Annotated in this window: 26 protein-coding genes and 1 tRNA gene; 8 read left to right on the top strand and 19 right to left on the bottom strand. The window is 41.3% G+C overall.

Going from position 1 to position 24,958, the window contains the following annotated elements:
• Nucleotides 1–144 precede the first annotated feature (144 nt).
• Both LV85_RS17375 and LV85_RS17380 read right to left on the bottom strand, forming a co-directional pair.
• Nucleotides 145–1,785, bottom strand: coding sequence for a putative ABC exporter domain-containing protein (locus LV85_RS17375; protein ID WP_111321777.1), 1,641 nt, complete (start codon nucleotides 1,783–1,785; stop codon nucleotides 145–147).
• Nucleotides 1,778–2,494: an ABC transporter ATP-binding protein gene (locus LV85_RS17380; RefSeq protein WP_111321779.1), complete on the bottom strand. Its 717-nt coding sequence runs from the start codon at nucleotides 2,492–2,494 to the stop codon at nucleotides 1,778–1,780. Before LV85_RS17380 ends, LV85_RS17375 begins: the two co-directional genes overlap by 8 nt.
• Before the next feature lie 109 nt (nucleotides 2,495–2,603).
• Between LV85_RS17380 and LV85_RS17385 the strand changes: the two genes are divergently transcribed.
• A complete protein-coding gene (locus LV85_RS17385) occupies nucleotides 2,604–3,209 on the top strand; it encodes an outer membrane beta-barrel protein (protein WP_111321781.1) in 606 nt (201 codons plus the stop codon).
• A gap of 22 nt (nucleotides 3,210–3,231) precedes the next feature.
• Here the strand turns inward: LV85_RS17385 and LV85_RS17390 are convergent, their stop codons facing one another.
• From LV85_RS17390 to LV85_RS17405, 4 genes are read right to left on the bottom strand one after another with little or no spacing between them, the layout of a single operon-like run.
• On the bottom strand, nucleotides 3,232–4,158 hold the full coding sequence (locus LV85_RS17390) for an aspartate carbamoyltransferase catalytic subunit (RefSeq protein ID WP_111321783.1): 927 nt from the start codon (nucleotides 4,156–4,158) through the stop codon (nucleotides 3,232–3,234).
• 2 nt (nucleotides 4,159–4,160) lie between these two features.
• Nucleotides 4,161–4,709 carry a bifunctional pyr operon transcriptional regulator/uracil phosphoribosyltransferase PyrR gene (gene pyrR, locus LV85_RS17395; protein WP_111321785.1) on the bottom strand — a complete coding sequence of 183 codons (549 nt, stop codon included), beginning with the start codon at nucleotides 4,707–4,709 and terminating at the stop codon, nucleotides 4,161–4,163.
• A 34-nt stretch (nucleotides 4,710–4,743) separates the two neighbouring features.
• Nucleotides 4,744–6,366: a transcriptional regulator gene (locus tag LV85_RS17400; RefSeq protein ID WP_111321787.1), complete on the bottom strand. Its 1,623-nt coding sequence runs from the start codon at nucleotides 6,364–6,366 to the stop codon at nucleotides 4,744–4,746.
• Nucleotides 6,363–6,761 (bottom strand): EVE domain-containing protein, encoded by a 399-nt coding sequence (locus tag LV85_RS17405; protein WP_111321789.1) that lies wholly within the window; start codon nucleotides 6,759–6,761, stop codon nucleotides 6,363–6,365. The genes LV85_RS17400 and LV85_RS17405 overlap by 4 nt, the downstream gene beginning before the upstream one ends.
• 226 nt (nucleotides 6,762–6,987) lie before the next feature.
• Here LV85_RS17405 and LV85_RS17410 point away from each other — a divergent pair, with 226 nt between their 5' ends.
• A complete protein-coding gene (locus tag LV85_RS17410; RefSeq protein WP_317046461.1) occupies nucleotides 6,988–8,700 on the top strand; it encodes a helix-hairpin-helix domain-containing protein in 1,713 nt (570 codons plus the stop codon).
• A 69-nt stretch (nucleotides 8,701–8,769) separates the two neighbouring features.
• Nucleotides 8,770–9,057 carry a hypothetical protein gene (locus LV85_RS17415; RefSeq protein WP_111321791.1) on the top strand — a complete coding sequence of 96 codons (288 nt, stop codon included), beginning with the start codon at nucleotides 8,770–8,772 and terminating at the stop codon, nucleotides 9,055–9,057.
• An 86-nt stretch (nucleotides 9,058–9,143) separates the two neighbouring features.
• On the opposite strand, the gene LV85_RS17420 is transcribed toward LV85_RS17415, so the two are convergent.
• The 4 genes from LV85_RS17420 to LV85_RS17435 form a co-directional block, all read right to left on the bottom strand.
• Complete coding sequence (locus LV85_RS17420) at nucleotides 9,144–11,669, bottom strand: ATP-dependent Clp protease ATP-binding subunit (protein ID WP_111321793.1); 2,526 nt, start codon at nucleotides 11,667–11,669, stop codon at nucleotides 9,144–9,146.
• An 81-nt stretch (nucleotides 11,670–11,750) separates the two neighbouring features.
• Nucleotides 11,751–12,377 carry a WbqC family protein gene (locus LV85_RS17425; protein ID WP_111321795.1) on the bottom strand — a complete coding sequence of 209 codons (627 nt, stop codon included), beginning with the start codon at nucleotides 12,375–12,377 and terminating at the stop codon, nucleotides 11,751–11,753.
• A 1-nt stretch (nucleotide 12,378) separates the two neighbouring features.
• Nucleotides 12,379–13,008 carry an L-threonylcarbamoyladenylate synthase gene (locus LV85_RS17430; RefSeq protein WP_111321797.1) on the bottom strand — a complete coding sequence of 210 codons (630 nt, stop codon included), beginning with the start codon at nucleotides 13,006–13,008 and terminating at the stop codon, nucleotides 12,379–12,381.
• A 13-nt stretch (nucleotides 13,009–13,021) separates the two neighbouring features.
• Nucleotides 13,022–13,447 (bottom strand): (deoxy)nucleoside triphosphate pyrophosphohydrolase, encoded by a 426-nt coding sequence (locus LV85_RS17435; protein WP_211318435.1) that lies wholly within the window; start codon nucleotides 13,445–13,447, stop codon nucleotides 13,022–13,024.
• Between the two features lie 84 nt (nucleotides 13,448–13,531).
• Between LV85_RS17435 and mltG the strand changes: the two genes are divergently transcribed.
• From mltG to LV85_RS17455, 4 genes are all read left to right on the top strand, one after another.
• Nucleotides 13,532–14,578, top strand: a complete 1,047-nt coding sequence (gene mltG / locus LV85_RS17440; protein ID WP_111321800.1) for an endolytic transglycosylase MltG — start codon at nucleotides 13,532–13,534, stop codon at nucleotides 14,576–14,578.
• Between the two features lie 2 nt (nucleotides 14,579–14,580).
• The gene (locus LV85_RS17445) at nucleotides 14,581–14,997 is read left to right on the top strand and encodes an acyl-CoA thioesterase (protein ID WP_111321802.1); all 417 of its coding nucleotides are present in this window, start codon (nucleotides 14,581–14,583) and stop codon (nucleotides 14,995–14,997) included.
• A 4-nt stretch (nucleotides 14,998–15,001) separates the two neighbouring features.
• Complete coding sequence (locus LV85_RS17450; protein ID WP_111321899.1) at nucleotides 15,002–15,985, top strand: YihY/virulence factor BrkB family protein; 984 nt, start codon at nucleotides 15,002–15,004, stop codon at nucleotides 15,983–15,985.
• Nucleotides 15,986–16,189: 204 nt separating this feature from the next.
• Nucleotides 16,190–16,274, top strand: a tRNA-Ser gene (locus LV85_RS17455).
• 139 nt (nucleotides 16,275–16,413) lie between these two features.
• Here LV85_RS17455 and LV85_RS17460 read toward each other — a convergent pair.
• From LV85_RS17460 to fabG, 9 genes are all read right to left on the bottom strand, one after another.
• Complete coding sequence (locus tag LV85_RS17460; protein ID WP_245942362.1) at nucleotides 16,414–16,929, bottom strand: class I SAM-dependent methyltransferase; 516 nt, start codon at nucleotides 16,927–16,929, stop codon at nucleotides 16,414–16,416.
• 581 nt (nucleotides 16,930–17,510) lie between these two features.
• A complete protein-coding gene (locus tag LV85_RS17465) occupies nucleotides 17,511–17,858 on the bottom strand; it encodes a lipocalin-like domain-containing protein (protein ID WP_111321806.1) in 348 nt (115 codons plus the stop codon).
• A 152-nt stretch (nucleotides 17,859–18,010) separates the two neighbouring features.
• Nucleotides 18,011–19,168, bottom strand: a complete 1,158-nt coding sequence (locus tag LV85_RS17470) for a DUF2062 domain-containing protein (RefSeq protein WP_211318436.1) — start codon at nucleotides 19,166–19,168, stop codon at nucleotides 18,011–18,013.
• Nucleotides 19,169–19,900 (bottom strand): polysaccharide deacetylase family protein, encoded by a 732-nt coding sequence (locus tag LV85_RS17475; protein WP_111321808.1) that lies wholly within the window; start codon nucleotides 19,898–19,900, stop codon nucleotides 19,169–19,171.
• Between the two features lie 42 nt (nucleotides 19,901–19,942).
• Nucleotides 19,943–20,524, bottom strand: coding sequence for a beta-ketoacyl-[acyl-carrier-protein] synthase family protein (locus tag LV85_RS17480; protein ID WP_111321810.1), 582 nt, complete (start codon nucleotides 20,522–20,524; stop codon nucleotides 19,943–19,945).
• Nucleotides 20,525–20,527: 3 nt separating this feature from the next.
• Nucleotides 20,528–21,646 (bottom strand): beta-ketoacyl-[acyl-carrier-protein] synthase family protein, encoded by a 1,119-nt coding sequence (locus tag LV85_RS17485; protein WP_111321812.1) that lies wholly within the window; start codon nucleotides 21,644–21,646, stop codon nucleotides 20,528–20,530.
• Nucleotides 21,631–22,056, bottom strand: coding sequence for an acyl-CoA thioesterase (locus tag LV85_RS17490; protein WP_111321814.1), 426 nt, complete (start codon nucleotides 22,054–22,056; stop codon nucleotides 21,631–21,633). The genes LV85_RS17485 and LV85_RS17490 overlap by 16 nt, the downstream gene beginning before the upstream one ends.
• A 54-nt stretch (nucleotides 22,057–22,110) precedes the next feature.
• Complete coding sequence (locus tag LV85_RS17495) at nucleotides 22,111–23,355, bottom strand: beta-ketoacyl-[acyl-carrier-protein] synthase family protein (protein ID WP_111321816.1); 1,245 nt, start codon at nucleotides 23,353–23,355, stop codon at nucleotides 22,111–22,113.
• Nucleotides 23,352–24,083: a 3-oxoacyl-ACP reductase FabG gene (gene fabG / locus LV85_RS17500; protein ID WP_111321819.1), complete on the bottom strand. Its 732-nt coding sequence runs from the start codon at nucleotides 24,081–24,083 to the stop codon at nucleotides 23,352–23,354. The genes LV85_RS17495 and fabG overlap by 4 nt, the downstream gene beginning before the upstream one ends.
• 490 nt (nucleotides 24,084–24,573) lie before the next feature.
• On the opposite strand from fabG, the gene acpS reads away from it, so the two are divergent.
• On the top strand, nucleotides 24,574–24,939 hold the full coding sequence (gene acpS, locus LV85_RS17505) for a holo-ACP synthase (protein WP_111321821.1): 366 nt from the start codon (nucleotides 24,574–24,576) through the stop codon (nucleotides 24,937–24,939).
• Nucleotides 24,940–24,958: the final 19 nt, after the last annotated feature.

Below are 24,958 nucleotides of genomic sequence, written 5' to 3' on the forward strand. Positions count from 1 at the left end.
CATGGTCTTCAAAAATACAGGAATTTTCTTGGTGAAGCGATTACGAAGAAGTTAAAACAGAATAAAATTCGGCTGAACACTATCCAATACTGATAACTAGACAATTCTGGGGCTACGACTGAAATCCGAACAGTGAGACTGCTATTACACTTCCTTAAACTCCAATCGCTTCAACACATCCAGCGTGACATGCATTAGGATAGCTGCGACGAAAAACATCCCAAAGGTTCCGCCAAACAGTGCCCAAACAAATTGCTTAGAAACTACAAATGCGACAATACTAAAAGCAAATGCTGGTATAAAGCCAAAAAGCACTATTCCTCCAATCATAAAGGGCTTGATCAACTTCCTATCCCAACCTTCGTCCAGTGCTATCTGAGGAATGATATTGATCCCAAAACCTACTAAGTAAATCTCTATCGTTGCAAATAAAAACAAGGGGATGATATACCAGTTCAGACCAGCTATCAGGACGGCAGGAATAATGAGAGCCAAGCAAAACAATCCAATCTGCAAGATGTCCAGCTTGATCATATTCCAAAACTTAGAAGCCCAAGAAGCTGGTACAAGTATGAAGAAAGGTTTTTTCAAGTCCCCCACATTAGCCCTACCTATCCCAGCAAAGAAGTAAATGAATAACATCATCAGCAGATAGCCATAGATGAAATAATGCGAAAACCACTCGAAAAGAGACAGTACTGCCAACACAACCCCTATCGCTACCATAATCAAAGAGTACAGTCCAAATAATGGATGAAAATCCTGCCTAGAACTGTGCACATAATTTCTCCAGTAAAATGCCTTGGCTCCCACCCCAAAGTCTGGAAGCGCCAATTTCTTTTTGGTGTTTAAGCTGTAAGAACTCTCTCCTACTTGCTTTTTGCCTTTTACTTTTTCCAGCTTTTCCTCATTCGACTTGGTAGCCTCGAGCACATCTTCGTAGTAATAGCCTGCAAAGCGAATGACTAATTTCATAATCACGAAATATGAAACCCCATAGATCAGAATAAAGCCAATCGAAATGATTGCATTCTCATGGGAGAGATAGCTTGCGATCCCGCGAGACCAGCCTACGATAGGAAAGAAATCAAACCAAGGAGAAGAAATCCAAGCAAACATTCCCTGCCAGAATTTCTCTGCCATCAGCCCTGGAATAATGATCATCCCTGCCAGCGCAGTCGCCAATGCGATCACTCCCATTCGGATGTATTCCATCACATCGTACTTGGTGTTCAGGGTATAAACCAGGAATTTGATGGGCGCAATAATAAAAAAGAACAGCGCAAAGGCAAAGATCAGAAATATGAAATTAGCCACGGTCATCTCAAAGGTATCTATCGCCTGACTGGCTCCATACATCACAAAGATGATCGCTCCACCCAAGGAAGGTAAAATGGACCTTCCCATATAATAAATCAGGATGTTTTCCGGCTTGACAGGGGCAGTAAATAGCAGATTGACATCCGCCATTTTGAAGAAACTGACATTTTTCTTCGTGGCACTATAAAGCTGGTAGATTAGCAGTCCCAAAGCCAAAATAGTCACCCCTCCAATTATATTTTGCATCGAAAAATTCACCTCCGGAATACCATTGAGGTCTAATTCAGGCATCTCTTGAGTAGCCGCATCCTCTTCTCTATCTCTGAGACGCAGGTAATACATAAAGAATATATAAGCCAAAATCCCTGCGTAGGGTAATAGGCGAAGTGGATTCCTAAGTATTAGTTTGATATTATTGATCAGGATGAGAATATCCTTCCTGAACAGCAGTCGGATTTCATTCATCTTTGGTCATTTCTAAAAAAAGGTCCTCCAAAGTAGTCCCTTCACCCTGCACAAATTTCACTTTCAGATTGGCTACAGTATCATTACCGACGATGTTCCCATCTTTCAAAATCATGATGCGATCTGCAATCGACTCTACACTATCAATCAAATGCGTACTGACTAGAATTGTCTTTCCAGCCTCTTTCAATTGCTTAAAAATCTTCTTGGTGTTTTTGATGGCTTTTGGATCCAACCCAATCATCGGCTCATCAAAGAACAAGACTTGAGGATCAGGAAGTAATGCACAGCAAATAGATACCTTTTGGCGCATACCCTTAGATAAGTCACGACCGAGTTTATCCTTTTTATCCGTCAGCTCATATAGCTCCAAATACTCATCTGCTTTTTCCCTCCAGTCTTTTACGCCATAAGCCTGAGCGACAAACTGCATGTGCTCCTGCACAGTGAGCAGATCATAGACATAAGGAGTTTCTGGGATATAGCTAAAAAGCCGTTTCGCCTCCACACTCAAATGGTCGTGTCCACCCAGCGTAATCTCTCCAGATGTTTTGCGAAGTAAGCCTACGATACATTTCATCGTGGTGCTTTTTCCTGCGCCATTTGGCCCTAAGAGCCCTACTACCTCTCCTCCTTGAAGTTCAAATGAAATATCGTTGACGGCATTTTGCTTGCCGTAAGTTTTTACCAGATTGGTTACGCTGAGCATAAAAGTGAATTTGAGGTTAAAACTAACCTGCTTATGGATAGGTTACGAATTTTTGGAATCTTTTTTGAGATAGGATCAGAAATCTACTCATCTACTGAATAAGCCAACTATGAAAAAGTTCTTTGCTCTACTCGTCTTTGTCGCAATGTCACAAGCCTCTTTCGCGCAGGAAGCTGGCCGATTCAGAATGGTATTGGAAGCTGGACCTGCAATCCCTAAAGGTGGCGGAATCGGCATGTTATTTAACGCCGAACCCAAAATCAATGTAGCCGACAACATGGCTGTAGGTGTTCGATTTGGAATGGCCGGACTGGCCAAGGATGTCACCTATTATGATCTCACTGACGATTACGAAGGTGATTTATCGATGAATCTTTCGGCATCAGCCACATTCGACTACTTTTTTCATCGTGAAGGAAGCAAATTGGCACCTTTCATAGGAGCTGGCTATGGCTACTATGCCCTTAGCAATGTGAAAGTAAAAAGTGATGATTTCACTAATCCTGACAACTTTGGGGATCTCTCAGCCAATTTCAAATGGGCTCCTATGATTCGGGTAGGCCTTGAGTTGAATAAATTCAGAATGGGAGCAGAATACAACTTTATCCCATCAAGTGACTTGCAAAATGCTTCAGGACAAGTAATCGGAGAAGCAATCAATCAATACTTCGCATTTACTTTCGGGGCATTTCTTGGTGGTGGCAGATGGCACTAGATAATTTGAAATCTCAAATTAATCAGCCTTTTGTTCCTGCCAGCAAATAGAGCACTGCCATTCGAACAGCTACGCCATTTTGCACCTGTTCGAGAATAATGGAGTGATCGGAATCAGCCACATCTGAACTCAGTTCCACACCACGGTTGATCGGGCCTGGATGCATGATCACGATTTCCTTATCCAATTGACTCAAAAGTTTCTTGTTGATGCCGTAGTAAAGTGAATACTCACGAAGGCTTGGGAAATACTTGATCTGCTGTCTTTCCAACTGAATCCTGAGCACATTGGCCACATCACACCATTGCAGCGCTTTCTTCACATCCAATTCTACTTTTACACCAAGACTGGCGATGTATTTTGGAAGCAAGGTAATTGGCCCGCAGACCATGACTTCGGCTCCAAGCTTTTGTAGGCAGAAAATATTGGATAGTGCAACACGCGAATGAAGGATATCTCCGATGATAGCAACCTTTTTCCCAGCCACATCTCCGAGTTTTTCTTTGATAGAAAATGAATCCAGCAAAGCCTGAGTGGGATGCTCGTGCGTACCGTCTCCGGCATTGACGATGTTGGCATTCACATTTCGAGAAAGAAAATGTGGTGCTCCGGGACTGGAATGTCTCATCACTACCATATCCACTTTCATTGAGAGGATGTTATTCACCGTATCTACCAGGGTCTCTCCTTTTTTGACTGAGCTATTTGCCGAAGAAAAATTCACCACATCTGCAGAAAGTCTCTTTTCAGCAAGCTCAAAGGAAAGTCTTGTCCGGGTAGAATTTTCGAAAAACACATTGGCAATCGTGATATCACGAAGAGAAGGCACTTTTTTGATCGGGCGATTGATCACTTCTTTGAAATTTGCCGCCGTGTCAAGGATAAGCTGAAGATCATCCTCTGTAAGGTTTTTGATACCAAGTAGGTGTTTCGTACTGAGTTGCGACATGGTTAGGGTTTAACTTTCTCTGTGATCCAAATTGCGTCTTTTTCATTGCCTTTCTCAGCCCATTCCACTAGCACATATTGGCTCTCCAGCGTATGGACGCGAATACCATAGTAATCTGGCATGATAGGATAATCTCGGGTGAGTTTGCGATCTACTAGCACCATGAGTTCCACTTTCTGCGGTCTGCCAAAAGCAATCATCGCATCCATAGCTGCTCGCACAGATCTGCCTTTGTAGAGCACATCATCGACTAGGATTACTTTTTTGCCTTCGACTAGAAAATTGATTTTGGTTTCATTTGCTTTGAGAGGAAAATCTCTCCTGCGAAAATCATCTCGGTGAAAAGTAGCATCAAGGTATCCCGAAGGAACTTTCACACCTGAAATTTCTTCGAGCAGTTTTACGATTTTATCCAACAATATTGGCCCTCTAGGCTGCAAGCCCAAAAGTACGGTGTTGTCAAAATCATCGTGATTTTCGATCAATTGATGACAGAATCGTCTGAGTATGATCTCAATCTGTCCTTCGTCTAAGACTAGCCTTTTTTGCATGGGGTAGATTTGCGGGTAAATATAAAAATAAAATCTAGTCCGAGAGTTCTTCTGGCCGATACAAATCCCCATCCACCACTATTTTGGTCAAAAAGTAAACCTCCCGAACCTGATCTATTCCATCCGCATTTAAGGAACGAATACGCTGTGTACCCGATAACAGGTAATATCTATCGTACCAATGAATCAATCTCAAACTCTCCTCATTGGTATCTCGAATGCGTTCATCCTCCTTGACCAATCCCAACTCAAAGGGCTGATTCTCAAATATTTTCTCACCTAGCCGAAAAAAACTAAGCCTAATTGTCTGATTCTCCACATACATGTGGTACATATCATCGCCCACTATTGCCACCTCTCCAAATGCTTCTGGATAAGTAGTTAACATATCATCATAAGAGCTGGAGTTATCCCAAAGAACCTGACCTGCCTTCGCAATCTTGGCAAAGTGTGCAGAAATATATTGGTACTCGGGAATAGTCTGATAAGAGCTGGACATCGGGAAGCGATTGGCCATATAGGGATCTGTCATGTTAGTGGCTCCCATTCTGCTCCATCGGTCATACCGGTAAGCACCATTGGGTGAAAAGGCTCCATTTTGATAGCCTGAGCGACTATTGCTCACGATATATTGATCAAAATAAACGTAGTAAGCAGTCTCAGTTTGGCGCACATCCCTAATGACATACTGGTTATTGATCCCTGGAGTTTTTTCTTTCTCAAGTTCCTTCAGTATTTCAGCGTCCTTTTTGACTTTGTTTTTCTCATTGAGATAATTGTAAAAATTCGGGAAATCTTCAAGCGTATATAATTTGAAATCAAACTCTCCAAATTCATTGATATCCATAATGTACATCCCTTGGTAGGAATTTCTACGATCCAGACCATAAGCGCCTATCATCACCTCTTGGTAATTCCCAGTAGACAATAAGATTCCGTCCATAATCTCCTGACCTGGCTCAGCAAATTGATCAACTTTCACTTCCTGTATGACATTCCCAATCATATCGTAGGTATTGATCAGTATGTCGCGATTTCGGTGAGCGCCTTTTCTACTCAAGACTACTTCCAATGACTGCGTTGCAGGCATTTTGCGGATTTGAAGGATCTGAGTGTCATTGCCATAAATACCCTGAAGGGTATGAACAGTTTTGGTTACAATGTCATGAATCTGTAATACTGGCCTATTATCCGTGGTTCCCATGAAAATGGCTTTTTGATCCTGCACCAAAAACTCTACGAGCTCCATATCTAATACATTATCCACCGCAAACTCCAGTCCCTCCTTATTTTTCAGATTGATCTGCAGCAAATACTTATCCGAATTCAGTGCGTAGCCCTTGGTAAAGAGAATAAACAGTTGATCCTTATCAGTATCATACCCCAGCATATCATAGCCATCCTTTACGGGAAATTCTATCAGGCCTTGCTTCGAATTCAAGGAGGAGTCCGAGATGAAATATTGAAATTTCTGTCTCAAATTCAGTCCTTTCTCTGGTATCGTTCGAAAAGAGATCAAGCCTTCTTCAGAATCAATCATCTCAAACAAAGGGTCATTCAATTCTGAATCAACCTCGTAGCGCTCAATGAAATGGACCTGAGCATAGGATTGCTGAAGAAGGATCGAAAGAAAAAGTATTAACAAAGTTTTTTTCATGAACCCATTTTTAGAAGTAAATCAAACTCTTCTTTTCCTACAGGCAAGACAGACAGGCGGGATTGCTTGAGCATCGGAAGTTCAGAGAGTCTATCCTCAGCTTTGATGGCTGCTAGGGAAATAGAGTTTTTCAAGGGACTTTTCACTTTCAATTTGACAGCAGTCCAAGCTTCATCCGTCGGATCAGGAAACTGTTCCTGACTAACTTCTGCTATACCCACGATTGCCTTCTCTTTTCCGCTGTGATAAAAAAACACCAAATCTCCCAACTGCATTTCACGAAGAAAATTGCGCGCCTGATAATTTCTCACACCATCCCATACCTCTTCATTTATAGCTACAAAATCATCCCAGGAATAGGATCCAGGCTCAGATTTGACCATCCAGTAGTTCATACTTTTATCTATTGAAAGTTAAGTAAGCAATTGAAATGAATAACGTAAATACCATATCACTGTTCAAAAGCTTAAGAAATGAGAATGAATCTTCGTCTATTCCAGTGCTTTGCAAGACTGGCCTGATGGAAAATCACATTTCAATTTTAAGTTAAGCCATAGCCCCTTAAATTGAAACATTATTTGAAGACATTTGTCTAAATACACTCACGCAACCCTAGAAATTTTGGATCACAAGACGCTTCTGAAAAAAATCAAGCTCAGCATTCAGCTGATGGAACTTCACGACGAAAACCCATTCAAAATCCGTAGTTATCAATCTGCTTTGATTTCCTTAGAGCGTAGTGATCAGGATATCATGGGATTGAGCGAGGCAGAACTTGCCAAGATCTCAGGAGTTGGAAAGAGTATGGTAGAGGCTATAGCACAGCTCAAGGAAATAGACACCTTCCCTTTTCTTGAAGAGTTATTGACCAAAACTCCCGAGGGAATTCTGGAGGTTCTTCAGATCAAAGGCTTGGGGCCAAAGAAGGTGAAAACCCTCTGGGAGGAACTTGGCATTACCTCCACCCATGAATTGATGGAGGCTTGCCAGGCTGGGAAAGTCGCTAAAATCAAGGGTTTTGGAGAAAAAACGCAGAATACGATCATTGAAAACCTTGAATTCAAAGCATCTAATGCTGGCAAATGGCTCTATGCAGATATCGAGGAAATGATCTGGCAACTGAAAGAGACTATACAAGTAATCGCTTCAGCAACTGAACTGGCTATTGTAGGTGATTTTGCAAGACAAATGGAAATCATCACTGAAGCCGAGTTTCTAATTGCTTCAGATGAATTGGCTACTGTCAAGTCCAATATCAAAGCCATGGAGTCCATCGCCTGGATTTTGTTGGAATCTGGCCCAAGAACCTTGAGAGGAAAGCTCAAAGACATAGATCTACGGGTAAGCATTCACTTCTGTAGCAAGGAGGATTTTCTTTGGAAGAAGTTATCGCTAATCGCCGCTCCACTACATCTAGAGGCATTGGTGGATGAAAAGGAAACTGTAGCCAAAAAACTTCAAAAGAAAGATTTCTCTAGTGATGAAGAATTTTTCAGCGTCAATAAGTTACAATTTATCCCCGCTGAAATGCGTGAGGGATATGGAGAGGTAGAGCTAGCTAAGGAGAATAAAATCCCTGAATTACTCACAGAAAAAGACTTGAAGGGAATTCTCCACAACCACTCTACCTACAGCGATGGAAAGCATAGTTTGCGTCAAATGGCTGAATATTGCAAAGCACTGGGTTACGAATACCTAGGAATTTCAGATCACAGCAAAACGGCTTTTTATGCAGGTGGTCTGACAGAAGATCAGATTTTAAAACAGCATCAGGAAATCGATGAACTGAATAAAGAATTGGCGCCTTTTCGGATTTTCAAAGGAATAGAAAGCGATATTCTCAATGATGGAAAACTGGATTACGAGGAGAATGTACTGGCAAGTTTTGACTTTATCGTCGCCTCAATTCATTCCGTTCTATCTATGGATATCAAGCGCGCCACTACTCGGCTAATCACCGCTATTGAAAACCCTTACACCACGATTTTGGGACATCCTACAGGAAGACTGCTACTTCGCCGTCCGGGCTACCCTATCGATCACAAAGCTGTCATCGATGCCTGTGCTGCAAATAATGTGGTCATAGAAATCAACGCAAATCCATGGAGACTCGACCTAGACTGGAGATGGATTCGCTATGCGATGGATCAAGGAGTGCTACTTTCGATCAATCCAGATGCTCATGCAATGGAAGGCTATGCCGACATGAAATATGGCGTGCTCGTGGGAAGAAAAGGTGGTCTCACTAAAGAGATGACCCTCAACGCTCTGACGGGAACAGAAATGAAAGCATATTTAGATGCTAGGTTGGAAAAAATTAAAGCCAAGAAGTAAATGCAGCTGTAGAAGATGACAGGAAGAATGAAGTCTTGTATCTTGCACATTCAATTAAGAATCTAAGAAATGAAATGGACTGACCATTCCGATAAGACACTTCTTCAGCGTTCCTTTTTATTTGGAATCACAGGCATAGTGCTCTGTATGCTTTCGCTCTTAAATAGCTATTTCCATGTACTAGATGCTCCGATGGGCCCGCTAAATGGCGTTGGATACGCCTTACAATTAGTAGGCTTGAGTTTGGCCGTGTTGGTAATCCGCAAGCGAAAACTCAGTCCTGAAATAAAGGTGAGAGCTCAAAAGATGATAGTAATACTGGCTGTTGGCTTGCTATTTTTTATCCTAAGTCTATAAACCGAAAGTTTAGACCAAAAGCATAAAATCGAAAAAGCCCCGAACTCATCATTCGGGGCTTTCAATCTATTTTAACTCAGCTAAAACTAGTCAGCTTTTTCTTTCTTTTTCACAGCAATGCTCAGCTCCGTTCCTTCGCCAGAATAATCTGCAGTGATCACATCACCTTCAGAGAGATCTCCTTTGAGAATTTCCTCGGCTATGGCATCTTCCAAGTATTTCTGGATGGCTCTATTCAGTGGCCTAGCGCCATATTGCTGATCGTATCCTTTCTCAGCTAAGAACTCCTTCGCCTTTTCTGTCAGTTCGATTTTATATCCTAAGTCAGTGATTCTTGCAAATAACTTCCCTAAACTGATATCAATAATCTTGAAGATATGTTCCTTGCTCAAGGAGTTGAATACAACCACATCATCCAATCTATTTAAGAATTCTGGACTAAAGGCCTTCTTCAAGGCAGATTGAATCGTCGACTTCATCACCTCATCCATATTGTCAGCTTTGGTCTGACTGGCAAAGCCAATCCCTGCACCAAAATCCTTCAAGTCACGAACTCCAATATTCGAAGTCATAATGATGATCGTATTTCTGAAATCTACTTTTCTACCTAAGCCATCTGTCAAAACTCCATCATCCAACACCTGCAATAGAATATTGAACACATCTGGGTGAGCTTTTTCTATCTCATCTAATAGGACTACAGAATATGGTTTTCTTCTGACTTTCTCAGTTAACTGCCCACCTTCTTCATAGCCCACATAGCCTGGAGGTGCTCCTACCAATCTGGATACGGAGAATTTCTCCATATACTCGGACATATCAATTCTGATCAAGGAATCGTCCTTATCGAATAGATAGGTTGCCAGCATTTTGGCCAATTCAGTCTTACCTACACCCGTTGGACCTAGGAAGATAAAGGAACCAATTGGCTTCTTAGGATCTTTCAATCCTACTCTGGTTCTCTGAATAGCCTTAGTTAGCTTCTTAATAGCTTCATCTTGACCGATCACTTTACCAGAAAGATCCAAGCCCATATTCAAAAGCTTAGCACCTTCCTTCTGAGCAATTCTCTTCGCAGGAATCCCAGTCATCATAGCAATTACTTCTGCCACATGATCTTCGTTCACGGTAAATCTCTTCGACTTACTTTCTTCTTCCCACTTGTTCTTGGCTGTTTCCAGTTGCTCAAGTAATTTCTTTTCCTTGTCTCTAAGCTGCGCAGCCTCTTCATATTTCTGAGATTTCACCACACGGTTTTTCTCAGTTTTGATATCTTCTACCTCGCCCTCAAGTTTTAGAATTTCTTCCGGCACATGGATATTGTTGATATGGACTCTGGCTCCTGCCTCATCCAAAATATCTATCGCCTTATCTGGAAGGAATCGATCGGAAATGTATCGATCGGAAAGTTTCACACAGGCTATAATCGCCTCATCAGTATAATTGACATTGTGATGATCTTCGTACTTATCCTTGATGTTATTCAAGATCTGCACAGTTTCCTCCGGGGTTGTGGCATCCACCATCACCATCTGGAATCTACGTGCCAAAGCACCGTCTTTCTCAATGTACTGACGATACTCATCTAGCGTAGTAGCTCCGATACATTGGATTTCTCCACGTGCCAAAGCGGGCTTGAACATATTGGAGGCATCCAGAGATCCTGAAGCTCCACCTGCTCCTACTATCGTATGCAATTCATCGATAAAAAGAATCACGTTAGGAGATTTCTCTAGCTCGTTCATAACGGCTTTCATTCTCTCCTCAAACTGACCTCTATATTTGGTACCCGCTACTAAAGAAGCAAGATCTAAAGTCACCACACGCTTATTGAAAAGCACACGGGATACTTTTTTCTGAATAATTCTAAGCGCCAAACCTTCGGCGATAGCTGTCTTACCTACGCCAGGCTCTCCGATCAAAATCGGATTGTTTTTCTTCCTTCTGGAAAGAATCTGAGCTACGCGTTCGATTTCTTTCTCACGACCGATAATTGGATCAAGCTTATCATCCTCAGCCATTTTGGTGAGATCTCGACCGAAATTATCCAAAACCGGTGTTCTTGACTTCTCAGCACCAGGCTTCGACGCACTCGAACCGCTTCCAGCAGAACCGAAAAGCTTGGAACCATCATCATCTCCGTCTTCAGCCTCAGCTTTGGAACGAGGAGTAGAATCGGATGAAGTCTCCAGCATCTCTTTTACGGAATCGTAATTGATTTCAAATTTGTTAAGTATCTGAGTTGCAATATTATCCTCATCTCTCAAGATGGACAGCAGCAAATGCTCCGTACCTATCAATTGACTTTTAAAGATTTTTGCCTCCAAATATGTGATTTTCAATACCTTCTCCGACTGTCTCGTCAGAGGGATATTTGCCATATTTTTTACGTTGTGATTTGCGGTGCCTTTTACAGCGCGTTCTATTGCATTCCGCAATTCATCCATTGGCACTCCCAATTTCTTAAGAATGGAAACTGCAACACCTTCTCCCTCGCGAATCATCCCTAGCAAGAGGTGCTCTGTGCCAATGTAATCATGTCCCAGGCGAAGTGCTTCTTCGCGGCTAAGAGAGATCACCTCTTTGACTCTGTTCGAAAATTTTGCTTCCATTGAATTCCTATCTGATTGTTTAATAATCCTGAACGTATGTTACCGAATTTGTTTTAAAAACACAATCCTTTTGCTGATTGTTCATTGTTTTTTTACAGACTTTAAGACTATGCCTTTAGATGCAGGTCCTTCGCAAAATAACAAATCCAGAATGCTGAGGTTAGGATCAAAGTCCAAGCCAAAAAGTTGGAAATAAGGCTCCGGATCATAGTAATCTCGCTCCGAAAAAGGCGCTGAGGGCATCAGCTCCCCTCTTATGTCCTCCGACCATGTTGGATCCTGACCTTTATCATGCACCCGCATCTTGACAGGCAGACCAAGAAGCTTGAGACAGATTGTCAGCATTTCCCAATTCAACACCCATAAATTCTCGTAATTCTGCTGGAAAACTTTTTCAAAATAAGGGAAGTAATATTCGTAAAAAGGAGCTTTCCCATAAGCACTCTGGATTCCTCTCAAATGAACATTCACCCAATTTTGAGAATTGTCTATCCTGATATTTTCTAATGAAAGCCTTGGTCTTCTGCCTTGAATCGGCACTGTTAGCGTCCCAACCTTATTTGCTAGGCGGATTTCAGTACGATTGAAAAATGACTGTCTTTGATATCTTTCCTCTGGGAAAAAGACCAATTCCTCTGCATCAGCAATCGCAGCAAAAAACTCAAGGTTAGGGAAATAGTGCAGGTCAACGGCAATGCTCTTAGTCATTTTATTCTATATCCTCCAGTTTGCCCAAACCCTGTCGTAACACTTCCACTTGATCACCTGTACAATCAAGAACCGTAGAAGCGATGTTTTGTCCATATCCACCATCAATGACGATATCAACTAGGTGCTCGTATTTTTCGAAAATTAATTCTGGATCAGTGCTATACTCTATTACCTCATCTTCATCATTGATGGAAGTAGTGAGGATAGGATGCCCCAATTCTTCCACCAGAAGTCGTGGCACATTATGACTGGGCACTCTGATCCCTATCGTTTTCTTTTTACTGTGAAGAATTTTAGGCACCTGATTACTCGCATCCAAAATAAAGGTAAATGGCCCAGGTAGGCCTTTTTTCATCATCTTGAAAACTGGTTTATTGATCAGTTTGGTAAATTGTGAGATCGTACTCAAATCAGCGCAAATAATGGAAAAATTATGCTTCTTGGGGTTAATACCCTTGATTTTGCATATGCGCTCCACTGCACGCAAATTCATAATATCGCAACCCATACCATAAACAGTATCTGTAGGGTAAATCACTACCCCCCCATCACGAAGTGTCTTGGCGATCTGTCTGATCTTGTCGGGATCAGGGTTTTCCTCGTATAATCGAATCAATTCTGCAGACATATCTTATAAGTTCTCAGTTATTATCAACTAGTCGTTTCTGAATATTGTTCCAATTTACCAATAGCTCATCAACTATCGGCACATCGGCTGGAGCCCATTCTAAGGATTTTAAATCCTCCTTTGCTAGCCATTTGACCTGCTGGTGCTCAAGCAAGGAAATCTCCCCACTTTCCCAAGCACAGACAAATGGAATCAATCGAATTAGTTTCCCCTCGGAATAAGCATGCTCATTTGGCTTCAGCGCAGCCACTACATGAACAGTAATCGCTAATTCTTCCTTGATTTCACGGATTAAGCAAGCTTCTGGACTTTCCCCCGCTTCAATTTTCCCTCCTGGAAATTCCCATAAGCCAGGGAGATGCATCCTATCTGACCTTTGAGCACATAGCACTTTATCATCCAAAAGAATAAGGGCACAGGTAACAAAAATCACTTCCATAAAAATCAATTTGCACAGAAAGGTATAATTCCATTAGCTTAAGCACAAACTCGGTCTTAGAATTTCCCTATTTTTGCCAGAAGTATGCTAAGCGAAAAAAGAAAAAACATCTACCTCGTCATCGTCATTGCCTTCTCGGTGATGGCCATTTCTATGAGTTTCTATTTCTATCAGGTCTTTTTCAGCCCGAATGCGCTGATAGATTCCGATCGGAATTATATGCTGAAAATTGGTAGTAATGACACCTATAAAACTGTTGCCAATAAGCTCTACGAAGAGAAAGTCGTCAATGATCTAGTCAGCTTTAGTTTCCTAGCCAGAATAATGGGTTATCAGGACAATGTAAAGCCAGGGCTTTATACCATTGCGCCCAAGATGACAAACTTGGAATTGGTCAGACTACTGAGATCAGGTAAACAAAGCCCAATTCGGGTCACCTTCAACAACGTGCGAACCAAGGAGGACTTGGCTGAGAAAATCACGGCAAACATGGAGATTTCGGGAGATCAATTTCTAGAGCTGCTTCAGGACTCTGTGTATATCAGAAAGTATGATTTCAATGAAGAGACCGTCATGAGCATGTTTATTCCAAACACCTATGAACTCTGGTGGAACACAAGTGCTGAGGCTCTCTTCGACAGAATGTACAAGGAATATGAGAGTTTCTGGACCGATGATCGTAAGCAAAAAGCAAGTACAATTGGCTTAAGCCAAAAAGAAGTAAGTACTCTAGCGAGTATCGTTCAGGCAGAGAGTCAGCAAAAAGCGGATGAGCGACCTATCATCGCAGGACTTTACTTAAACAGACTTAGGATAGGAATGCCACTACAAGCAGATCCAACCTTGGTTTTTGCTGTGGGAGATTTTGAGCTCAAACGCGTATTGAACGTCCACAAAGAAATTGAAAGTCCATATAATACTTATAAGCACTTAGGTCTGCCTCCTGGCCCGATCAATCTACCAGACATCAAGTCTCTAGACGCTGTTCTCAACCCAGATGACAATTCATACCTCTACATGTGTGCAAAAGAAGACTTCTCAGGCTACCATTCATTTGCAAGTTCCTTGGCTCAGCATAATGCAAATGCAAGACGCTACCAGGCAGCATTGAATCGAGCAAAAATCTACTAATCATGTACACCGCCGAAACCCAGATACGTGTTCGCTACGCTGAGACTGACCAAATGAGTTATGTCTATTATGGCAACTATGCGATGTATTTCGAAGTGGCGCGAGTGGAAGCTATGCGGAGCGTCGGCTTTTCTTACAAGGAAATGGAAGACGAAGGGGTAATGATGCCAGTCTTGGAAAGCCATTTCCGCTATCTTAAGCCTGGCAAATACGATGAGCTGCTCAGCATCAAAACTACTATCCCAAAGCTTCCTGGAGCTAGGATTCGATTTGAATACCAAGTATTCAATGAGCAGCAGGAAATGATCACAGATGGCTGGACAATACTTACTTTCCTCAAAAAAGACAGTCACCGTCCGACCAGACCTCCAGAGAATTTGTTAGCTTTATTGAAAGGGTATTTTCAAGAAGTAGGATAACGTGATCAAAACAAAAATCCTTAGGTTAGAAGTCAGGCTACTTTGGCAGGCTAGAAAGCTCAAGAAAATTCATTTCGGAGATCCAGATAAAAACCTATATGATGTAGGTAGAATTTTTTTGATTCAGCTGCAAAAGGATGACATCATCGAACGAGCAGGATCTATGGCTTTTAGCTATACTATTGCTCTTTTTCCGATGATCCTCTTTCTCCTAAACCTCGTGCCCTATTTACAGGATATTTTCCCCTATATCACCAACCAGAACATCCTCACATTTACCCGGGAGATTCTTCCAGAGGAGATTTACACACAATCCGAGGGTACTATCATGGATATTGTGTCCAAACCACGGCAAAGCTTGCTGTCCTTGGGTTTCTTTTTTGCCTTGTTTGCTTCCACTCAAGGTGTGGTTTCCATGATGAACTCATTCAACTCTGTATATCAAACCAAGGAAAATAGAGGCTTTCTACAAAGTCGAGGCATAGCAATCAGTATTGTAATTATCCTTGCGCTAACAGTGATTACAGCGAGTTCGGTGATGATCCTAGGCGGAATTATTATCCGCAGACTGGATGACATGCAAGTGTTCAACTCAGGCTTTATGATTTTCTTATTCTCTAGTCTGAAGTTTCTCATACTGCTGTTTATGTTTTACATCACCACCGCCTTCATCTTTAGGTTTGCCCCAGCAGTCCATGACAAATGGAAGTTCTTTTCTATTGGTGCCAAACTAGCGGGTTTATTGACCACCCTTGGCTTTTATGGTTTCACTTTTTACCTAAACAACTTTGCTAGCTACAATAGACTCTATGGATCCATAGGTACGTTGATTGCTTTAATGCTTTGGCTTCTTATCACCTCCATTATTATAATTGTATGTTTTGAGGTCAACGTAAGCTTGGACCTAGTGGATGAGAAGAAAAAGCGACTTGGCAGGTCAGAAATTGAGGAATTAGTAAAGGAAGAAAAAAAGATTATCGCTAAATAAACTGGGGCTAGGTCCGCCAAGAGCTAAGAAAAAAATCTCTAAATAGGTAAAATCCAGTTGTAGAAAGTAGAATTTTCAAATCTTTTAAAAATTAATCCAAAAGAAATCAGAAGGTTAGCACAAAAAGGCAAAATGTGTTTTGTAAAAGAATACATTTATCCTACTTTTGCAATCCTAATCGGGGACAAAACCTGATGACGACCTAGAGGAGTGGCAGAGTGGTCGAATGCGGCGGTCTTGAAAACCGTTGTACCGCGAGGTACCGGGGGTTCGAATCCCTCCTCCTCTGCACTACAAAACCCTAACTATCTGAAATATTGATAGTTAGGGTTTTATTTTTTTTACTTCAGTAGCGAATCTGAATCAATCTGAGTGTTTTCATCTCCTCTTCTCCCAACATCTCAACTTCCCCTTATTACCGGACTTGATCAATAGGTAATCTTCAGGAATCTCTGCGGCATCGCCACAGTAGGTAACGATTCTGGTACCTGCAGGCAATCTTTCAAACTTTGCACGGATCGACTTAATATAGGTATGATACTGCCTAAGTTCACACTACTATCCTTGTTCAGTTTATCTGTGAGATTAATGTTTTCTTCGAGGGAATTGAAAAAATAAAAGGAATCATAATCTCTGAAATCCAGCTTCACAAAATCTCCATGAATGAAATTCAGGTTCTGGAGTTTACATTTTCCCGCCAGTTTCCTTGAGAGCTGCACGAGGCTTTCTCGTTGTTCGACTCCTGTTACTGTTGAATCGGAAATAGCTGCAGCGATCAAGCAGAATTTGCCTGCTCCAGACCCAACATCTAACACGGAACACTGGCCTTTCTCATTCAAAAACGCCATTCCTTTCTTTGCCACATCCACAGGAGTCCAATGGGTGCCCGAAAGCTTTTTCATTTTGATAGGATAAAGCGCATCAAAGTCATCATCTTTTATCACTTTCAAGTCCATCGTAAAGTTGGATTAATAAATATAGAATATGGTAATACGGAATCTTGTCACTAGATAAATTCCTTAGACAGCTCCACATACTTTGACTGGCTCAGTAACCGAGCTCGGTGTCCGTGTAGATTTGATTTAGTGGAGGGGAGAAAAAGTGCGGCTCCTCCGCACTTTTTCTCCCCTCCTTGTCACCAGCTTACACTGGAGGCCGAGCCTGTCCGGCGACAGACGGGCTTGCCGAGGCCATTTCGCTAAATTTTTACTACTGGCAAAGAAGCGTATAATCTTTGTATAGAATTAATAGAAAGTACTCAATTTTACTCTTCAAGGCTAATAAATTGAAGACCAGAAAGTAATTATAGTACTAGCCAGCGAAGCAACAGTTCCTAATTTGAAATTCTCACTAATTGTACTTGAAATCCCAACAGTCAAAATAGGTTATAATGCAAAAATGATTTTCACGGTTGATTAACTCTTAACCGCGAAAATCATCTTGAATATTTCTATGATCGCTTTTGCCTGCTCATTTTTTTGGTAATGATCAAGTCTACAATCACAACACCGTGACTCAGTCAAGGTCAATCATCGACTTTGACGTATTCCAAAGTACCTGTCTGCTTGCTTGTGATCACCCGTTTTTTGGCGTCAAAGTAATCAACTGTGAAATCGACGGAACCGTATTTCATTTTAACAGTCAATTTTTTTCCATCATCAGATAATTTCCACTTGGCCTTCATCGAATCTCGAGGGGTAATCCCTTCGAACGAACCATTTGCCTTAAATACTTGGTAAGTATCTTCTGGAGTAGTCACTTTCCCATCCATGGTTTCTTTTACAAGCTTCCACTTGCCAACAAGCTCCTTAGAGGTTTGGGCTTGCACTGAAAACGAAGCCGCAAAGAATAATATCACTAATAAATAACGCATGCTTTTTTGATTTAAAGTTTAAGTTGGTAACCCTTTTACATAAATGTTGGCTCAAGTTATCAAAATACTTTAATTCCATCATATTTTAATTACAAATCAATCTTGAAATAACACCAAGTCCTAATATACTAGACTTTGACTTCCAGAAGCCTTTACTTTTCTCTGATCTTCATAAAAACATAGGTGAATCCAAAGCCTAGCAAGCCTAGCAAACAGGATAAAATCACCGCACCAACCAAATATTGATGGATTTGTAGATAAATCGTTTCAACAGATATGTCAGAAAAATCTGGAATTAACACTTTCTCTTTGACAAAAAAACCTCCAAAAAAGTAACTGGATATAATAATCAGAGGAATCATTGGCGGTAAAGAAATATTAGAAAACGTGACGACAATGACACGATTCAGCTTCAGAAGGCTGGCTACAAAAAATGCTGCAAACATCTGAAACCCCCATATAGGGAATACGCCAAAAAACAATCCTAAGCCTACAGCACCTGCCATATGTGTAGGATCGTCCTGATGTTTTTGGAATTCTCTTTTGATTTGCGTGAAAATGTTTTTTTCTCCCTTCGTGAAAAACAAGCGCTTGGGTGCATAGTAACCCAAAGCCAAAATCAACAAAACTATATTCAATACTGAAATCCTGCTGAAGTCTGTAAATGGTCTAAAGTGACTAACACGATCTTCAGGATAATTCACTGCTACTGGCACTTCCTTGATCGGAATTCCTGCCCATGCCAGGCGAACGATGACTTCAATCTCAAATTCGAACTTCTTGGTAAACCACCTTTTCTTAGCAATCGCTGCCAAAGGATATGCTCTAAAACCTGTTTGTGTGTCTGAAAGCTTAATTCCCGTATCCACCCAAAACCAGAAATTACTGAAGTTATTACCGAAACTGCTCTTCTTTGGAATCCCATCTTGAGCCATATTTCGCGAACCCATCAGCACAGTCTCCGTCTCCTGAAGCTGGATTTGCTCCATTAGGTCACTGATATTCTCTGGTTCATGCTGCCCATCGGAATCCAGCGTCACGGCATAATCATACCCTAAGTTGAACAAATGCTCAAAGCCTTTTCGCAAAGCATAGCCCTTTCCACGATTGTTCGGATAACTTATGTAATCCAAGTCAGGAAAGCTTGCCAAAATAGATTCAGTACTATCTGTCGAGCCATCATTTACCACCAATAAATCAGGGCAAATCGTCAATACTTCCGAAATCACTTCACGAAGTGTCGCCTCATTATTATAAGTAGGTATGATAATACAAACTCTATTTTCCATCAAACTGGGCTGTAAAGACATTTAATTCAATTCAGCTTTTAAGGTGAGGTTTCTGCTTTTCAGCGCTATGATCAGGGATTCCAACAATGAAACAGTCAGTTCTTGAGTGTCATGCAAGAGTACAATATCTGATCCTTTTATTTCCTGGCTCAGGTTTTCGAGCAATTTCTTAGGGTCACTTTTGACGGTATCAAAACTCCGCACAGACCAACCCACAGAGCTAAACCCACATTCCTTGAGCGCTGAGGCAATATTCGGGTTGGTCAGACCAAAGGGTGGTCTATACCAATTCCCTGCACTTGGAACCACCTTGAGTAATTCCTCATGTCCTTTAGCGATATCTGTCCTTGTTCGGAGTTTATTCCATAGCCCAATTTTAGAATCATGACTAAAAGAATGACTTCCTAGCAAATGTCCCTCTGCATGGATTCTCTGAACTAGTGCTTCATTGCCTTTTATTTTTTTTCCGATCAGGAAAAACATTGCTGTCGCACCCTGCTTATTCAAAATATCTAAAATCAATGGCGTGTTCAATGGATCAGGGCCATCATCAAAACTTAGTAAGACGTTATTTTCGCTTGTTTTGAATATAGACTCCACAAAAAACTGAGCACGAAGAAACATAGACATCCCAAACAAAAAGAGCACAAGACCCAAAGCCAATGCGATCAAATAATAGTTGGAAATCGAAGTCAGCAATATCCTGATCGCTGCCAAAATCGCTATCACTAAAACTACCTGAGTTTTACTCATGTACAAATAACGTTAATCCCATTCCAAACAAGCCTCGTATTTTCAAATAGAGTCTAAGTTCATTTTTATACCCGCCGCTTTCACCAAATAAAGCTTAAGCTGATAATGATCCTGATAGACATCTACCCAGCCTCCTAAACAATAATTTGCTTTGCCACTAGAAATCAACAAATCGGCTTCTAATGCCCATTCTTCAAAATTGAAATCTGGCCTCAACATAAGCAAATTTTCACCATACCATTTATTTTTGATGGCTATTTCACCCATCATTATATTCGGTAAGGTATAGACAAAGATCGCTGGACTAACCTTTGCCTCTTCGTTGATCAATTGCTGATGCTTGGCATCACTGTCCAAACTGGAAAGTCCATTGAAAAAACACAGGGCTACTTCATCTTCCTTGAAGCTGAAATTACTAGCGTTCAAGAGGTACTCTGCTCCTAGAAATGCAAGCTGGCAAAGCCTATCCATCTTGTAATACTTGGGATATGACGTTTCTAGAGGTTTAAAAGCTGACTTCAAGAACTCGGAAAAACTTTCGTCTACTGCAGCATACACAGATTCTCCATTGACAGTCACGACGCCATTTTCGATGCTACAGGAAGATATCTCTTGAATCGCCATATCCTATTGTTTTTCGATCAATATGGCTGCATTGCAACCCCCAAACCCCGAGGCTGTTTTTAGTGCCAATCCTATTTCAGTTTCTAGGTTTTCGGTCAGAACATTTAATGCTGTTTCTGTTCCAGGGGCTTCACAGCCTTTAGTCTTCAACAGTACATTCTGTCTCATACTTTGCATAGTCATGGCAACTTCCACCAGACTACTTGCCCCAAGAGTATGTCCAAAATAGCCTTTCAGACTATTCAGAGGTATGTTTTGTAAGCCATGTCGCGTAAATGCTTTTGCTTCCATTTCATCATTGAACAAAGTCGCTGTGCCATGGGCGGAAACAAACTGGATTTGATCAGCAGATTTACCACTGTATTTCAAAGCCTTCGAAACTGCTCGACAAAGACCTTCGCCAGTTCGGGAAGGCCCGGAAATATGATTTGCATCATTGCTCGTGGCCCCACCTAAGTATTGCAAAGGAGTAGTTTTGAAAATGGTTGGATCTTTAGAAAGAACTAAACTTGCTGCCGCTTCACCCAGATTCAATCCCTTTCGCTGCTTGTCGAAGGGTTTACATTGCTCCGAATCCAAGGCGAAAAAAGACTCAAAACCCAGACTAGTAAACTCAGATAGTGAATCTGCTCCAAGAACCAAGGCATGATCCACTTGATCTGCAGCGATCTTATCAGCTGCATAGATTAATGCTGCCAATCCTGATATACATGCACAGGAAATAACTTTTCCCTGACTTTCGAAAGGCAATTCCTTCTGAAGTTGTTGCATTAGGTGATGAGGATTAGCGCGAGCCAATTCTCCTTCTTTCAGGTAGTCTATATCTCCCTTGGTAGTGCTGAACATAAATAGCCAACGCTCATCCAATTGATGCTCAAACTGCAAGTCCTCTATACTGCCACGACAACTTTCTCCTGCAAATTCTTCTATCGGAGAGTCAGTAGAAAAGGAAGTATCGTCAAATTTTGCTGCGAATAGGTTTTTGATTCCAGGAAAAGGCTGCTCCAATTCCCGAAGACCAGTTTTACCATTCATAGCATTAGAAAAAGTCTCTTGCACTCCCCATCCGAGAGGAGAAATGATATTTTCAGCGCCCAAAAAAACACTTATTTTTCCAGCCATACCTGTTTTGCCTTCCAATCTTCAAAAACAGGTGGAGTGACTAATTGAAGCTCCATGTCTTCGTTCACAAAGACTTGAGTTGTTTCTCCCACTGCAGCAAGTTTCCCAGTAGTTTCGTTGAAAACAGTGTATTTGTAAATGACTTTGGCAGCTTGATTATATTGTAGTTGTGTCACCAATCTGGCCACATTCCCAAATTTCAGGACAGATTTAAACTTCAAACTGGTCTCTACAATTGGCAGAATCAACTTGTTGTCATACAAGTCATGATAAGACATGCCGTATTTCAAACCGAGGTTTTCACGTCCATCCTCAAAAAATTTAAGGTAATTTCCATGCCAAACGATCCCTAAAGAATCAACTTCAGAAAATCGAATATTAACTTGGATTACGTCTTCTATATATTTCACGGATTGACAACAATTTTCATTTCACATTCCAACAGCAACTCATCCAACAAGAAGCTATTTATCTTCTCTAGTACGGTTGTCTTCGTCATATTTCTTAATAATTAAAGTTGAATTAGTACCTCCAAACCCGAAGGAATTGGAGACGATTTTTGATAATTCAGCCTTCATTGGTTGTGCAATAATATTAAGTTCCGAAGAAACATCATCTGGATTATCAAAATTAATGTTTGGTGCGATGAAATCATTTTGCATCATCAGCAAGCAATACACTATCTCGCTAGCACCTGCCATCCAGCATTCATGGCCTGTCATAGATTTGGTTGAGCTGATTGGTGTTTTAGAACCAAACACTTCACGCAGCGCCATTCCTTCAAACCTATCTCCTACCGGAGTCGATGTAGCATGAGCATTCACATAATCAATTTCTTCGGCATTCATCCCTGCACCTTTCAGAGCCATTCGGATGGATCGAACCTGCCCATCCATATTAGGATTGGAAATATGCTCACCATTGGAAGAAAAGCCATAACCTACCACTTCTGCTAATATCGTAGCTCCTCGGGCTATGGCAGAATCATAACTTTCAATGATCAAAGTCGCCGCTCCTCCACTTGCCACCAATCCATCTCGATCTTTGTCAAAAGGCCGGCAGGAAGCTTTGGGATTATCTTCTCGAATAGAAAAAACTCCCAATCCATCAAAGCTACCAAATGCCATTGGATTCATTTCTTGCGCCCCACCGACTATAATCATGTCCTGAAGTCCAGCCTTGATCATTTGATAACCCAATCCTATAGCATGCGAACCTGAGGCACAAGCTGCACTGACAGTATAATTGATCCCACGAAGCTTATAGATCGTTGCCAAATTCATGGTGACCGTGCTATTCATTGATTGAAAAATCGATCCAGAACCTACGAGCGTCGTATCTCCCTTTTGACGAATGGTATCTGTAGCCTCTACCACCGCCCTAGATGAAGAATCATTTCCATAAATCACTCCAGCTTCATTCGCCTCAAAATAGGAAAGATCCAATCCAGCGATCTTCAAAGCTTCCTCTGTAGCTACCACGGCATATTTTGCCTCTTCACTAAGGGTATTTCGCTGTTTTCTATTCAACACGGATTTCAAGTCGGGTTCATCCACCATACCAGCCAGCCTGGATCGAAAACCCATTTCTTCTCTAACCGGATCAATGGAAATCCCGCTCAAGCCATTTTGCAAAGAATGCAAAACCTCATCTAGATTTTTTCCTATGCAGGAATAAATCCCCATGCCTGTAATCACGACTCTGCTCATGAAATCCCTCCATTTATATTGATTACCTCACCAGTGATGTAAGCAGCTTTTTCGGAAACAAGAAATGAAACCGTCCCAGCAACCTCCTCAGGTGTACCAAATCTATTCATTGGAATTAGCCTTTTCAATTCATCTTCTGGCAAATCTTTCGTCATATCTGTACTGATAAAACCAGGTGCTACTGCATTCACAGTAATTTTCCTCTTGGCAACTTCTTGTGCCAATGACTTGGTAAAGGCAATCATTCCGCCTTTTGACGCAGAATAATTCGTCTGTCCAGAGACACCTTTCACGCCCGCTAGCGAGGCTACATTGATGATTCGACCATATCTTTTTCTTACCATATGAGTTATCACTGCTTTGGTCACATTATAAGTACCGCGCAAATTGATGTCAATCACTGAATCGAAATCATCCTTTTCCATAAACACCAAGAGATTGTCTCTGGTGATGCCTGCATTGTTAACCAATACTTTGATCTGATCCTCTGGATGAGATTTGATCCAAGAGTTTATAGCTGCAGAGGTCTCCTCATAATTCTGCACCTTGAATTGCATCAACTCAGCCGTGCCCCCATTTGCTTCAATTGCAGCTACTGTTTGCAAACCCGCCTCTTCATTACTGGCGTAGTTAATCAGAATATGAAATCCATAATCCTGAGCCAAGGTGATGGCGATGGTTTTTCCAATTCCTCTGGAGGCTCCAGTGATCAAACAACAATCTCTCATTTTATATCCTTCCTTGTTATATGACAACTTAGCTTTTAATCTCGCTAAGCCATCGTAATTAGGGTAATATTCTTCTATCAGCCCTAGATCTTTTCTTACAAATTAATAAACCTTTGGAAGAAGCAAAAAGCTTCTCCTAGCTCCAGTACATACAGTCTATTGTACTTTCGCAAGTCACTAAATATTGCCCTGCATAGCTTTTTAGCTGATAATCAGACTAGATACGCTTTCTTACAACTCCAAAACAGACTTACTATCTCTAACCGCATTCTATTCCTCTGTAGATCTTAGCTGCATACAGTCATCTATTTTAAATAACAAAACTAGGATAATTAGTCAGTACGCTTGTCAGGATCACTTTTTTTTAAACGAATAATTGATCTAGTTTTAAAGACTTCCCTCAAGGAGTATCGAGCTTTTGCTTTGCATAACAGGAAATTTGACAGAAAGTTTAAATTTATTTTAAGAACAAAAACAAGTAAATACCAACATGAGAGGCATAGGAATTGACATCGTCGAAGTAGATAGAATGGCTCAAAAATGCCAAAAACCAGAATTTGTAAAAATGGTTTTCACGGCTGACGAAGAAGCTTATTGCTTGGCGCAAGGTAAATCGAACGAAAGCTTTGCCGCAAGATTTGCAGCAAAGGAAGCTTACATGAAAGCTATAGGTTTAGGCTGGACAAATGACGCCCAGTTCCATGATATCGAAGTTTATAACCTTCCCTCGGGGCAGCCAAAACTTAGATTACATGGAAATGGCAAACTGTTTTTTGAGAACGAAGGCTTCTCGGATATTCTATTGACACTTAGTCACACTAGCCAAACGGCAGTAGCTGTGGTGATTGTAGTTTGAAAATTACTAGTGAGCCTGG

Origin of the sequence: Algoriphagus chordae, from assembly GCF_003254055.1 — a bacterium.
In the GTDB taxonomy this organism is placed as follows: domain Bacteria; phylum Bacteroidota; class Bacteroidia; order Cytophagales; family Cyclobacteriaceae; genus Algoriphagus; species Algoriphagus chordae.